The sequence below is a fragment of the Desulfoprunum sp. genome (genome assembly GCF_053613775.1).
In genome coordinates this window covers 234,051-247,424 of the sequence record NZ_JBSHXH010000001.1, presented here as the reverse complement: position 1 = coordinate 247,424, position 13,374 = coordinate 234,051, and the positions used below count along the sequence as shown (strand labels likewise).

At 62.9% G+C, this 13,374-nt stretch carries 9 protein-coding genes; 3 read left to right on the top strand and 6 right to left on the bottom strand.

Annotation, left to right across the window (positions count from 1 at the left end; all coding sequences use genetic code 11):
- Positions 1–98 precede the first annotated feature (98 nt).
- Positions 99–1,790 carry a B12-binding domain-containing radical SAM protein gene (locus ACWGKN_RS01130; protein ID WP_424254499.1) on the bottom strand — a complete coding sequence of 564 codons (1,692 nt, stop codon included), beginning with the start codon at positions 1,788–1,790 and terminating at the stop codon, positions 99–101.
- Between the two features lie 105 nt (positions 1,791–1,895).
- On the opposite strand from ACWGKN_RS01130, the gene ACWGKN_RS01125 reads away from it, so the two are divergent.
- Both ACWGKN_RS01125 and cfa read left to right on the top strand, forming a co-directional pair.
- Entirely contained in the window at positions 1,896–4,967 is a 3,072-nt protein-coding gene (locus ACWGKN_RS01125; protein ID WP_452094509.1) for a ChaN family lipoprotein, read from the top strand.
- A 223-nt stretch (positions 4,968–5,190) separates the two neighbouring features.
- Complete coding sequence (gene cfa / locus ACWGKN_RS01120; RefSeq protein WP_035228734.1) at positions 5,191–6,303, top strand: cyclopropane fatty acyl phospholipid synthase; 1,113 nt, start codon at positions 5,191–5,193, stop codon at positions 6,301–6,303.
- On the opposite strand, the gene ACWGKN_RS01115 is transcribed toward cfa, so the two are convergent.
- A complete protein-coding gene (locus ACWGKN_RS01115; protein ID WP_452094567.1) occupies positions 6,304–7,578 on the bottom strand; it encodes a 3-deoxy-D-manno-octulosonic acid transferase in 1,275 nt (424 codons plus the stop codon).
- 225 nt (positions 7,579–7,803) lie between these two features.
- Between ACWGKN_RS01115 and ACWGKN_RS01110 the strand changes: the two genes are divergently transcribed.
- Positions 7,804–8,769: a peptidylprolyl isomerase gene (locus ACWGKN_RS01110; RefSeq protein WP_452094508.1), complete on the top strand. Its 966-nt coding sequence runs from the start codon at positions 7,804–7,806 to the stop codon at positions 8,767–8,769.
- Positions 8,770–8,841: 72 nt separating this feature from the next.
- Here ACWGKN_RS01110 and ACWGKN_RS01105 read toward each other — a convergent pair whose 3' ends face one another.
- The 4 genes from ACWGKN_RS01105 to ACWGKN_RS01090 form a co-directional block, all read right to left on the bottom strand.
- A complete protein-coding gene (locus ACWGKN_RS01105; RefSeq protein ID WP_052159859.1) occupies positions 8,842–9,408 on the bottom strand; it encodes an HDIG domain-containing metalloprotein in 567 nt (188 codons plus the stop codon).
- A gap of 12 nt (positions 9,409–9,420) precedes the next feature.
- Complete coding sequence (gene trpS / locus ACWGKN_RS01100; RefSeq protein ID WP_035228738.1) at positions 9,421–10,386, bottom strand: tryptophan--tRNA ligase; 966 nt, start codon at positions 10,384–10,386, stop codon at positions 9,421–9,423.
- 138 nt (positions 10,387–10,524) lie between these two features.
- Entirely contained in the window at positions 10,525–12,432 is a 1,908-nt protein-coding gene (gene dnaK, locus ACWGKN_RS01095; RefSeq protein ID WP_035228741.1) for a molecular chaperone DnaK, read from the bottom strand.
- A 153-nt stretch (positions 12,433–12,585) separates the two neighbouring features.
- Positions 12,586–13,218 carry a nucleotide exchange factor GrpE gene (locus ACWGKN_RS01090; RefSeq protein ID WP_035228744.1) on the bottom strand — a complete coding sequence of 211 codons (633 nt, stop codon included), beginning with the start codon at positions 13,216–13,218 and terminating at the stop codon, positions 12,586–12,588.
- Between the last annotated feature and the right edge of the window lie 156 nt (positions 13,219–13,374).

The window sequence follows — 13,374 nt, the reverse complement described above, 5'->3', positions numbered from 1 at the left end:
CAATCCTTTGTACCGGGGCGTCACGGGGCCATGCGGGTTCTCACTATACGTCTATTGCCGCTCACGTCAAATACTTTCCCCGTCGGGGGACACAATCCTCAGAGGATTATGACCTGATTGAACCGGAACAGCGAATCCTCCTGCCGGGCGGTGAAGCAGAGGGCCGATTTGCCGTCCGGTCCTGCATGACCGAGAACCTGCATGGCCGCCGCGGACAGGCGGAGACAGGAGGCCTTGCGGAAGAAATGGTTCCTGCCGCCGAGATCATAGACCCCCTCCACCGCCACCGGCATCGTTCGGTAGAGACGGTCCCTGGTCGCCGCGGGCTGCTCCCGCCCCTCCTCCAGGGCCAGGCACGGCGGCAGGAAGCGATGGCCGCAGCGCAGCCAGTCGTAGCGGAGCAGATCCCGGGTCAACTCCTCGTCGTCGCGTCCCGTCAGGTACCGGCAGAGCAGGCGGCACATCAACTCCTGGGTGGCCGCCAGCTCGAAGAAGCGCTGCTGCTGGCAGAGGGCCAGCAACCCCTGAAAAAAGCGGGCCATATCCTCGCCGCCGGCGCGCAGGTAGCGCCACAGGGAGACAAAGTAGCGGTTGTTGTGGAATCTCTCGACACATTCGCCGAACCAGTAGAGGGAGGCCAGGTCCTCCCGCCCCAGCCAGCGGTTGGCGAGGACGCTGTAGGGCGGCTCGCTGCAATGGAGATATCCCATCGCCTCGGCACTGCGCTGGATTGGGGTATCCGGCAGGATCTTCAGCAGGCCCATCTGGATGTAATGGGCCCCCATGGCGAAGACCGCGGCGAAGGAACGGAGGAAGGTCGCGCGCGTCTCATGCGGCAGGCCGAGGATCAGGTCGACATGGAGGTGGATGTTGGCGGCGGTCGCCAGCCGGCGGATCGGATCATGGGCCAGCTGCGGGTCGATGCGCCGGTCGATGGCGGCCAGGGTTTCGCTGTTCGTCGACTGGATGCCGATCTCGAACTGGAACCGGCCCTGCGGTACCTGCGCCAGGAAGGCCAACATCTCCTCGCTGAAGCGGTCCGGGGCGATCTCGAAATGAAAGAGCGTATCACCGCCCTGCGCCGCCAGAAACCGCCAGATGGCCAGGGCCCGGTCCGGGATGTCGTTGAAGGTGCGGTCGACGAACCGGACGACCTGCGGCCGATGACGGAGAATCTCGCCGAGTTCGCCAAACGCCTGCTCGAGGTCCTTGTGCCAGAGCCCCTTTTCCGCCGCCGACAGGCAGTAGCTGCAGGCGAAGGGACAGCCCCGCGAACTCTCATAATAGATATGGCGATGCCGCAGGTGCAAGCGGAAGTCTTCGTCGCGATAGGGGAAATCGAGCCGTTTCACCGGCAACCGGAGGAAGGAACCGGCATAGTGCGGTTGGAGCCGGCCGGCCGGCAGGTCAGCATAGAAGTCGGTACCGATGGCCTCGATCTCTCCCCGCACCACGGTGATACCGCCGGGAGGAAGCAACCTGCCCACCTCTCCCGCCTGGGGACCGCCGACCACGACCGCAACACCGGGGAGTACGCGGAGGCAGTCGCCGATCAACCGCACGACCAGTTCGCTGTTCCAGATTGCCGCCGAGAAAAACAGCCCATCCGGCGCCCCCGCAGTGAGCCGCAGCAGGGTCTGGAAGTAGCCGTCGTTGATCGTTCCCTGATAGATCTCGATTTCCGCTGACGGGCAGTTCTGCTCCAGCTCGTTGCGGACGCAGAACAGGGCCAGGCAGGAATGGGTGAAGCGGGCATTGAGGCCGACGAGGCGGATACGCATCTTCTTCATCTCTCTCTTTTTCTTGGCATCAGGCCGTTGACGGCATTACTCTTAGACGATACAGCGGCGGAAGTGTCGCCCTGCCGATCCATCCAGAGCAGAAAGGAGTGCAGCATGCCGATTTTACTGACTTTCCTTGCCTTGGTCCTTTTCCTGCCGACCAACCTCTCCCATGCCCCGGCCCTGATGGCGACAACGACCGATCCACCGGGTGAATACAACCTGGCCGTCTCTTTCTCGCCGAATTCCCACACCCTGACCGCCACGGCCAGGATCACCCTGCCGGCGGGCACCGGGCTGCGGCTGGAGATGGGCGATCTGGCGATCAGCGGCATGCTGCTCCGCCGAGCCGACGGCAGCGAGGCCGTTCCGGCCGCAGGGCAAGGGGGCACACTGCAGCTGACGGCGGAGAACGGACCGCGCGAGCTCTACATCTCCTACAGCCGCCAGGTGGAGGGCGGTGGCGACGACCTGCTCGATCAATCCGGCATCGTCCTGCTCGGGCTGTGGCATCCGCTGCCGGACCGGCCGATGCGGTTCTCGCTCCGGGCCAAACTGCCGCCGGGCTTCACCGCCATTGCCGAATCCGACCGTTTTCCATTGACCCGGGAAGGTGACGCGTCCATCGCCCGTTTTTCCCAGCCGCTCCACGCCCTCCACTTCGTCGCCGCCCCATATTCGCACAGCAGTCGCGAGGTCCGGCCGGGATTGCAGGTCCACACCCTGTTCTTCCCCGAGGAGCAGGAACTGGCCGATTCCTATCTCGAATCGGCCGTCGCTTACCTGCGGCGCTACGAGCAGCAGATCGGCCCCTTCCCCTACAACCACTACGTCATCGCCGCCAACCGGCTGCCGACCGGGCTCGGCCTGCCGACCTTCACCCTGATGGGGCGGCAGGTCCTGCGGCTGCCCTTCATCCGCGAGACCTCGCTCGGCCACGAGATCCTCCACTCCTGGTTCGGCAACAGCGTCGAGGTCGCGGTCGCCGGGGGCAACTGGGTCGAGGGGCTGACCACCTACCTCGCCGATCACGCCTTCCGCGCCGACCGGGGCGAGGCGGCGGCCGACCGCCGGGAGCGGATCGTCAACTATCTCGGTTACGTCAACGACCACAACGCCGTCCCCTTGGCGGCCTTTTCCTCGGCCGACCATCGCCAGCCCCAGGCCGAGGCGGTGCGGGCCATCGGCTATAACCGGGCGGCCCTGCTGTTCGCCGAACTGGAGGCCAGACTCGGTCCGGAGGTCTTCACCCGGGCGATCCGCCGCTTCTACAACCGCCATCAGGGCACGACCGCCGGCTGGAGCGACCTGCAGCAGGGCTTCAGCGAGGAGTCCGGACAGGATCTCGCCGCCTTCTTCACCGAGCGACTGGAGCGGGCGGACATCCCGGAACTAGCGGTCGAGGAAATCGACGTCCGCCAGACCGAGACCGGCCCGCGTCTCTCCTTTCATCTCCGGCAGAAAACGGACCCGCCGTTTGCCCTCCAGGTGCCGGTCCTGGTCACCACCGCCGGCGGCACCAGCCGTTTCACCGTCGATTCCACCAGGGGCGACACACCGGTATCCCTTACCACAGATGGATGGCCGCTTCAATTCAGCATCGACCCGGAATACACCTTTCTCCGCCGGCTCGACCCGGCCGAGCGGCCGCCGGTCTGGTCGCAGTTCCTGGGGGCGGCGAAAAAATTGGCGATTGTCGAATCAGCGGCGATGCAACCGCTCTACCAGCCCCTCCTGGACACCCTGGCCGACGACAGCTGGACAGTGAAGCGGGCGGACGAGGTCAAGACCGGCGACCTGGGAGACAGCGCCGTGCTCTTCCTCGGCCTGGCTCACCCGTTGAGCCGTTCGCTCTTTGCCCGGCCGGATCTCCCGGAGCATGGCTTTTCCCTCGATGTCCGCCGCAACCCCCTCAATCCCGGACAACCGGCGGTCCTGGTCTCCGGTGCCGATCGGGAGGAAACGGCCGCAGTCGCCCATAAACTTCGGCATTACGGCAAATATTCCCGGCTGCACTTCACCGGCGGCCGCAACGACCGGCAACAGATTGCCGACGCCGACACCGGGATACAGTTCATCCTCGATCAACTGCCGGCCGGGGTCGCCACCTCCGCCCTCCAGCCATTCGCCGGTATCGTCACCCGACTGGCCGACAACCGGGTGGTGTTCGTCGGCGAAACCCACACCAGCATGGCCGACCACCAGCTGCAGCTGCGGATCATCGAGGCCCTGTACCGGCTGCAGCCGGACCTGGCCATCGGCCTGGAGATGTTCCCGGCCTCGAGCCAGCAGGCCCTGGATGCCTACAGCGGCGGCGACAAGGTCTTCGACGAACGAAAATTCCTGAAATCTTCCAAATACTTCCAGGTTTGGAGCCACGACTATCGTTACTACCGCGAGATCATCACCTTCGCCCGCAGCAAGGGAATACCGCTCGTCGGCCTCAATATCGACAAGGAGGTGACGAGCACCGTGTTCAAGACCGGGTCGACCGAAACCCTGCCGGAATCGACGAGAAAGAGCCTGCCGGTCGATCGGGACCTCAGCCTGCCCGGCTATGCCGACCGGCTGGAGATCATCCACGGCCTCCACCAGACGGCCGGCCACGGCAACGGCTCCCTCGGCGGCTTCATCCAGGCCCAGGCCCTGTGGGACGAGGCGATGGCCGAACATATCGCTCAGTACCTCACCCGTCACCCCGGCCGGCGGATGGTCGTCCTCGCCGGCACCCAGCACACCCGCAAGGACACCGGCATCCCGCCCCGCCTGGCCCGGCGGCTGGAGTTGCGGCAAGCGACCGTCGCCGCCCTCCCGGCCGATGACGCCTCTGCCGACCTGGCCGCAACGGCCGATTTCATTTTTGTCACTGCACCGATCTCCCTGCCCGGCCAGGCGATGATCGGCGTCGTCCTCGAATCGCAATCGCCGGACGGGCGGCCGGCACTGAAGGTCGGGGACTTCACCGCGGCCAGCAAGGCCGATGAGGCCGGATTGCGGAAGAACGACATCCTCCGTGCCATCGACGGCCATCCGGTCGAGGCGATGGAAGATGTCCGCATCGCCCTGCTCGACGCCAGGGCCGGCGATCGGATCAGAGTCGATGTCGATCGCCCGGGGTCGGAGGGAGCGATGCAGCGGATGCAGCTGACCATCGAGCTTGTCACGCCGTCCGGCCACCCGCGGTAACGGATTCGACCGACGCTGGCGGTCATACCGGACGCCCCGATGCCAATGTCAGGAAAGAAGCGGTCCCGGCATTGAAAACATGATGCCGGTCGTGCTATCCTTATCCATATCATCACCCTGCGTTTCTGTCGTGCATTTCGCATGCACATCATCTTTCTCCATCTGTTCGGCCGGGGAGCGGAATATCCGGTACCCGAAAAACAGCGATCGATAGAGGTGAACCATGTTGGCAAGAAAATTCAACGAGATGCTGGAACCCGCCGGGATTACGATCAACGGCGGCAACCCGTGGGATATCCAGGTCCATGACCGGAAGTGGTTCGGCCGGATCCTGCGGGAAAAGAACCTCGGACTGGGGGAATCCTACATGGACGGCTGGTGGGACTGCGGCCGGCTCGACGAGATGTTCCATCGACTGCTGCGCAGCGGCCTGGAAGAACGGATCAAAGGCGGGCTGCTGTATCTCAGCCGCCTGCTGCCCGGTTCCCTGGTCAATCTCCAATCGCGGCGAAGGAGCCGCATGGTCGCCGAGCAACACTACGATCTCGGCAATGACCTGTTCTTCTCCTTCCTCGACTCGCACCAGCAGTACAGCTGCGGTTTTTTCCAGGATACCGACGACCTCGACCGGGCCCAGGAGCGGAAACTGCAGCTCATCGCCGACAAGCTCGATCTCTCGGCCGAGGATCACCTGCTCGACATCGGCTGCGGCTGGGGCGGCCTCGCCCGCTATGCGGCGCAGCACTATGGTTGCACGGTGACGGCGGTCAACATCTCGCAGGAACAGCTGCAGCACGCCCGTCAGCGCTGCAAGGGGCTGCCCGTCCAGTTCCAGGACTGCGACTACCGCTCGCTCTCGGGCCGATTCGACAAGGTGGTGTCGGTCGGGATGTTCGAACATGTCGGCCAGAAGAACTACCGCACCTTCATGCAGGTCGTGAGCCGCTGCCTCAAGGATGACGGCATCTTCCTCCTCCATTCAATTGTCGGCAACACCTCGAAGACCTGCTGCGATCCCTGGATCAACAAGTACATCTTCCCCAACGGCGTGCTGCCCAGCATGCGGCAGATAGCCAGGGCCACAGACCAGCTGTTCGTCGTCGAGGACGTCCACAACCTCGGCCCGCATTACGACAAGACGCTGATGGCCTGGAACGACCGGTTCCAGCAGGCATGGCAGAATCTGAAGGAGAGCTACGACATCCGCTTCAAACGGATGTGGGAGTATTACCTGCTGAGCTGCGCCGGGGCCTTCCGGGCGAGAAACATCCAGCTGTGGCAGATCGTCATGACCAAATTCGGCATCGGCCGCCGCCAACCCGACCGCCGGCCCTGATCAACCGCCCAGGCAGTCGACGACCAGCCGTGCCTGCCGCCTCGCCGCCCCCAGCTGGGCCCTGGCCGCCACACCGGCATTGCGGCAGGCGATCCGGTACGCTTCGGGGTCCTGCTCGAAATCCAGGATCCGGTCGGTCAGTTCGGCCGCGCTGCCGACCCTGAAACCGCCGCCGGCCGCCTCGAGCAGCCGGACCGCATCCCGGAAGTCATCCATGCTCGGCCCATAGAACACCGCCTTGTCCCAGATCGCCGCCTCCATCAGGTTGTGGCCGTGGCGCGGGACCAGGCTGCCGCCGCAGAAGACGTAGGTGGCGACTGCATACATCGCGAACAGCTCCCCCAGCGAGTCGAGGATCACCACCGGATGACGGCGTTTGCTGCCGCCGCGGAGTGCGGTAAAGCGGTCGAATTCGATTCCACGCCGATCGAAGAGCGCCTCCAGGGCGGCAAGGCGTTCAAGATGGCGGGGGGCGACGACCACGAGCCATCCCCCGTCATCCGCAAGGTGCTGCACCAGCGGCAGCAGCAGTTCCACCTCGCCGCCATGGGTCGACCCGGCCACCAGCACCCTGGTCCCCGCCTCGATGCCCAGCACCCGTCGAAGCTCCTGCCGCACCCGATCCGGCTGCTCCGGCAGCTGCAGGTCGTACTTGACGTTTCCCAGCACCTGCAGCCGCGAGGCGATCGCCCCGAGGGCAAGGTAGCGGTCGCGGTCCACCTCGCTGATCACCGCCATGGCGGCAAAATTGGCGAGGACCCGACGGAACAGCCAGCGCCAGCGCCGATAGCCGGCGGCCGCCCCGGCCGACAGCCGGCCGTTGAGATGGACAGTCGGAATCCCGCGGGCGGCGGTCGTCCGCAGCAGCAGCGGCCAGAGTTCGGTCTCGAGACAGACATAGGCATCCGGGCCGATCCTGGTCACCGCCCGCTCGACGATGCCGGGGACGTCGAGCGGCGCCAGGAGGCAGGGGATATCCGGTCCGAGCTGCCGGGCGGCGACGTTGCGGCCGTGGAGGGTCATGGTCGTGACCACGAACCCGGTGTCGGGCCGGAGGGCGCGCAGTTCGGCGATCAGGACCCGCGCCGCCTGCACCTCCCCGACCGAGGCGGCGTGCAGCCAGATCCTCTTTCCCCTCTTCTCCACGGGAAGAGCCGGATAGAGGCCGAACCGCTCACCAAGCCCCTGCCGGTGCCTGCCGGTGATCAGCACGAAGAGCAACAGCAGCGGCAAAAGACAATAAAAGATCAGCCCGATTATCAGGCGGTACAGCACATACAAGGCTTTCTCTCCGGAAGTCTGTTGTGGTAGTATGGGGGGGTATCTGCCGGTGATCAGGGTGCCTGTACTCCAGGGAACCAGACGAATGGCAATAGACCCAGAAAAGGCTTGACCGTCAAGAACCGTCTTTTTCCCTTTGCAATTGGAGAAAGTATGCATACTTTGTCACTTCTGTCCATACTCATCATCTCACTTACAATTCTAGCCGGAGAACCAGCAATGGCAACGACACAACTCAAGGACGGCCTGTACGCCAATTTCCGAACGACCAAAGGGGACATCCTCTGCAGACTCGAGTTCAAGAAGACCCCACTGACTGTCGCCAACTTCGTCGGCCTCGCCGAAGGGACCAAGGATCTGGGCGGCGGCGCCAAGGCCAAAGGGGACCGATTCTATGACGGCCTCACCTTCCACCGGGTGATCGCCGATTTCATGATCCAGGGCGGCTGCCCCCTCGGCTCCGGCACCGGCGGGCCCGGCTATACCTTCCCGGACGAGATCGATCAGAGTCTCAAGCACACCGGCCCCGGCATCCTGTCGATGGCCAACGCCGGACCGAATACCAACGGCAGCCAGTTCTTCATCACCCATGTCGCCACCCCCTGGCTGGATGGCAAGCACACGGTCTTCGGCCACGTCGTCTCCGGCCAGGACGTTGTCGACAAGATCGCCGGCGGAGACGTCATCAACGCCATCGAGATCATCAGGGTAGGAAGTGAGGCCGAGGCCTTCAAGAGCGACCAGCAGGCCTTCGACGCTCTGCTGGCAGGCATGGAGGGGCGGGCGAAGGAAAAGGAGCGGGCTGCCGTCGAGGAAACGGCCAAGATGATCAGGCAACGATGGCCGGAGGCGGTCACCACCCCCACCGGTCTCAAGTATGTCGTCACCGCCAAGGGAACCGGCGAGGAAACCCCGAAGGCCGGGACGATGGTCAAGGCCCATTACACCGGCAAACTGCTTGATGGCCAGAAATTTGACAGTTCCTACGACCGCGGCGAGCCGATCAGTTTCCCGATCGGCCAGGGCCGGGTCATCAAGGGTTGGGACGAGGCCTTTCTCGGCATGAAGAAGGGCGAGAAGCGGACGCTGATCATCCCCTCCGACCTCGGCTACGGTGTCCACGGCCGCGGCCCGATCCCCCCCAACGCAACAATGGTCTTCGACGTCGAACTCGTCGACTTCTGATCTGCTCCAAACACCAAGGGGCCCCTGGTCAACCAGGGGCCCCTTGGTTCATTCCGCTATTTCTCCACTCGCCTACAGACCGATTTCGGCGGCGATCTCCTGCATCGCCGCAAGACTGACGGCACAGAACTCGGCCAGCGGCAGGCCGATCAACTCGCATTCGGCGATGACCTCGCGACTCGCGCCGCGGGCGAAGGCCTTTTCCTTGAAGCGTTTGGTCACCGACTTGAGCTTGACCGACGCCAACTTCCTGTCGGGATAGACCAGGGCGGTGGCGGCGATCAGGCCGGTCACGGTCTCGCTGGCCGCCAGGGCATGATGAAAGCGGGTCGACCGCTCGCTGCCGGGATGGGCAGTCGGGTTATGGAGCCGGATGGCCTCAACGATCTCGCCATCGACACCCAACTCAGTCAATATCCGTATAGTTTCAATGGTATGGGTGACGAGGTCGGGATTGCTTTCAGAGTCGAGATCATGGAGCAGACCGGCCAGACTCCATTGTTCCTGATCCTCTCCCAAACGAGCGGCAACCGCCCGCATCACCGCCTCCGAGGCCAGCGAATGATTGATGAGGTTCTGATTGTCGAGATGACGGTGGACAAGTTCGAGGGCCGCCTCCCTGGTGATGCCATAGCCCATATCCCCTCCCGCTCAGTACTTGAGGCCGACCCGGTCCCGGACCAGGTCGAGGGTGACAGTCGCCTTGGCCCTGGCCTTCTCCGCCCCCTTCTTCAGGATGGCTCGCAATCCATCGGGGTTGGCAAGAAATTCCGCTTTCTTCCGCCGCGCCTCGGCAAAGTAGTTTTCAATCAGATCGACCAGTTCCAACTTGATGTAGCCGTAGGCCGCCCCGCCATTGAGGTAGAGGCTGCGTACCTCCTGAAGGCGGTCCGGCGGCGCGAAGAGTTTGAAGATATTGAACAGGGTGCAGGTATCGGGATTCTTCGGCGCCTCGACCGGCGTGGCGTCGGTGGCGATGGCCATTACCCGTTTCTTCAGTTCCTTGCCGGAGATGAAGATCGGGATGGTGTTGCCATACGACTTCGACATTTTCTGACCGTCGAGGCCGGGGACGATGGCGGTCGACTCGCTGATCGCCGGTTCGGGAACGACGAAGGTCTCGCCGTACTCGTTGTTGAATTTCTGAGCCAGGTCACGCGCCACCTCGAGATGCTGTTTCTGGTCCTTGCCGACCGGCACCCGGTCCGCCTGGTACAGGAGGATGTCGGCCGCCATCAGCACCGGATAGGAGAAGAGCCCGTGGCTGGCCTCGATCCCCTTGGCGACCTTGTCCTTGTAGGCGTGACAGCGCTCGATCAGGCCCATCGGCGCCACGGTCGAGAGGATCCAGGTCAACTCGCAGACCTCGGGGACATCGGACTGGACCCAGAACTGGCACCTGTCCGGATCGAGTCCCAGGGCCAGGAAATCGGCCGCCGCCTCGAGGGTGCCGGAGGCCAGACGTTCGCGCTGCCGGACCGAGGTCAGGGCATGGAGATCGACGATGAAGACGTAGAGCTCGGAAGTCTCCATCTGGGCGATCATCGTCTGCATCATTCCGAAATAATTACCGATATGCAGCTGACCGGAGGGCTGTATTCCAGAGAGTATTTTCATTGTGCGACTTCAGGTGTGGGTTGATAATCAACGGCGGTTGAGACAAAATATCCCGGCATCCTACTACAAAAGCAAAAAAAGGGGGAGCATGGAAAGAAATTTCCATGCTCCCCCTTTTCGGTCGTTGAGAGGATTGCGCTACTTCACTTCCTCGAAATCGGCATCGACGACGTCGTCGTCCTTCTTGCCCTTGCCGCCGGCGGCGCCACCGCCGCCGGAGCCCTGGTCCGGATTGTCCTTGGAGGCCTGGGCATACATCATTTCGGCGAGTTTGTGCGAGGCCGTAGTCAGCGCATCGATGGCCGCCTTGATGGCATCGATGTCATCGCCGGTCATCACCTTCCTGACGTTCTCGATCTCCTTCTCGACACTCGACCTGGTCGCCGCATCGACCTTGTCGCCGAGGTCCTTGAGGCTCTTCTCGCTGGCGTGGACGATCGCATCCGCCTGGTTACGGGTGTCGACCAGTTCCCGCCGCTTCCGGTCTTCTTCCTTGTGCATCTCGGCATCGCGGGTCATCCGCTCGATCTCGGCATCGGTCAGACCCGAGGACGCGGTGATCTTGATCGACTGCTCCTTGCCGGTGCCCAGGTCCTTGGCCGAGACGTGGAGAATGCCGTTGGCGTCAAGGTCGAAGGTCACCTCGATCTGCGGCACGCCGCGCGGCGCCGGCGGGATCGACGACAGCTCGAACCGGCCGATGGTCTTGTTGTCGGCGGCCATCTCGCGCTCGCCCTGGAGGACATGGATGGACACGGCCGGTTGATTGTCGGCGGCGGTCGAGAAGATCTGACTCTTCTTGGTCGGCACCGTGGTGTTCTTCTCGATCAGTTTGGTGGTCACGCCGCCGAGGGTCTCGATGCCGAGCGACAGCGGGGTGACGTCGAGCAGGAGGACATCCTTGACGTCGCCCTGGAGCACGCCGCCCTGGATGGCGGCGCCGATGGCGACCACCTCGTCGGGGTTGACGCCCTTATGGGGATCCTTGCCGAAAATCTCCTTGACCTTCTCCTGCACCTTCGGCATCCGGGTCATGCCGCCGACCAGGATGACCTCGTCGATATCCGAGGCGGAGAGACCGGCATCCTTGAGCGCAGTCCGGCAGGGGCCGACGGTGCGCTCGACCAGATCGTCGACCAGGGCCTCGAATTTGGCCCGGCTCAACTTGACGTTCATATGCTTGGGGCCGGTCGCGTCGGCGGTGATGAACGGCAGGTTGATGTCGGTTTCCTTGGTGGTGGAAAGTTCCATCTTGGCCTTCTCGGCCTCTTCCTTCAAGCGCTGCAGCGCCATCTTGTCGGAGCGCAGATCGATCCCCTGCTCGCGTTTGAACTCGTCGGCCAGCCAGTTGACGATGCGCATGTCGAAGTCCTCGCCGCCGAGGAAAGTGTCGCCGTTGGTCGACTTGACCTCGAAGACGCCGTCGCCGATCTCGAGGATCGAGATATCGAAGGTGCCGCCGCCGAGGTCGTAGACGGCGATCTTCTCCTCGCCCTTCTTGTCGAGCCCGTAGGCCAGCGAGGCGGCGGTCGGCTCGTTGATGATGCGCTGGACATTCAACCCGGCGATCTTGCCGGCATCCTTGGTGGCCTGGCGCTGCGAATCGTTAAAGTAGGCTGGAACGGTGACGACGGCGTCGGTCACTTCCTCGCCGAGGTACTCTTCAGCGGTCTGTTTCATCTTGACCAGGATCATGGCCGAGATCTCGGCCGGGGTGTAGGTCTTGTCGCCGACGGCGACCGAGACGCTGCCGTGGGTCCCCTCGACGATCTTGAACGGGCTGACCCCGATCGATCGCTTGACCTCGTTGTCGGTGTACTTCCGCCCGATCAGCCGCTTGATGGCATACAGGGTGCGTTCAGGATTGGTCACCGCCTGGCGTTTCGCCACCTGGCCGACCAGCCGCTCGCCATTATCGGTAAACGCCACAACCGAAGGCGTTGTTCTGTTTCCCTCAAGATTGGTGATGACCTTCGGTTCACCGCCCTCCATTACCGCCACGCATGAATTGGTGGTTCCCAGATCAATGCCGATAATCTTCCCCATGTCTTCTCTCTCCTTATATCAATCTGACAGGATACTGTATCCTTTCTGAATTTCCATCATTTCCACTACGTAGATATCAAACTGCCGCAACCTCTTCTAAAGTGGTCATCTTCACTGATTTGTCAAGAGACAACTCCTTCTTTTTCCGCCCTCCTACTGCGCCGCCGGCTTGCCGGAGGAGACGATGACCCGGGCCGGACGAAGCAGCCGATCCTTGTAAAAGTATCCCTTTTCAAACTCGCTGACCACATGGCTGGCCGGCACCGTTTCATGCGGCTCCATGGTCAGGGCCTCCTGTCTGTTCGGGTCGAAGGGAAGCCCGACACTGTCGATGGGTTTGACCTCGAACTTATCAAGGATTGTCACAAGACTCTTCAATGTCAGCTGCACCCCCTCGTGGAGCGCGGCAAGATTCTTGTCGGTGGCCAGCATATCCGTCGATATCTGGCCGATCGCCCGCTCGAGATTATCGACGACGGGGAGCATCTCCCGGAAGATCTGCTCGCCGGCATACTTGAGGCCGGCAACCCGCTCCCGCTCCATGCGCTTTTTAAAATTCTCGGAATCGGCCGCCAGACGAAGCATCCGGTCCTTCAGGGAAACGACCTCGTCCAGGGCCGTGGCCAGTTCCGCCTCGACATTCCGCTCCTCCGTCGGCCCGGCCTCCACCTGATTCTCATCGTCAGCCACTTCACCCTTTCCGGTCGCCACGGTCTCTTCGACATCACCGGTCACTTCCATTTCTTCCTGCAATTCCTGTTTGTTATCTTTTGTATTCCCGCTCACCCAGTCCTCCGCTCTTCAATATAATCTCATTCGCAACAGCCCGGACCATCAGGGATCGCCGGCGCCGTCTTGTGGTATGGATAAAAACTTGTGCCAACAATAAGTAGCCGATTTTTTATTGTCAAGGCGGGATCCCCTTCCGAAACCATGCGTAGG

What these genes read in the sequence shown, in the direction of transcription:
- ACWGKN_RS01130 (WP_424254499.1), bottom strand. Translation starts at nt 1,790, where the DNA reads ATGAAGAAGATGCGTATCCGCCTCGTCGGCCTCAATGCCCGCTTCACC.
- ACWGKN_RS01125 (WP_452094509.1), top strand. Translation starts at nt 1,896, where the DNA reads ATGCCGATTTTACTGACTTTCCTTGCCTTGGTCCTTTTCCTGCCGACC.
- cfa (WP_035228734.1), top strand. Translation starts at nt 5,191, where the DNA reads ATGTTGGCAAGAAAATTCAACGAGATGCTGGAACCCGCCGGGATTACG.
- ACWGKN_RS01110 (WP_452094508.1), top strand. Translation starts at nt 7,804, where the DNA reads ATGGCAACGACACAACTCAAGGACGGCCTGTACGCCAATTTCCGAACG.
- ACWGKN_RS01105 (WP_052159859.1), bottom strand. Translation starts at nt 9,408, where the DNA reads ATGGGCTATGGCATCACCAGGGAGGCGGCCCTCGAACTTGTCCACCGT.
- trpS (WP_035228738.1), bottom strand. Translation starts at nt 10,386, where the DNA reads ATGAAAATACTCTCTGGAATACAGCCCTCCGGTCAGCTGCATATCGGT.
- dnaK (WP_035228741.1), bottom strand. Translation starts at nt 12,432, where the DNA reads ATGGGGAAGATTATCGGCATTGATCTGGGAACCACCAATTCATGCGTG.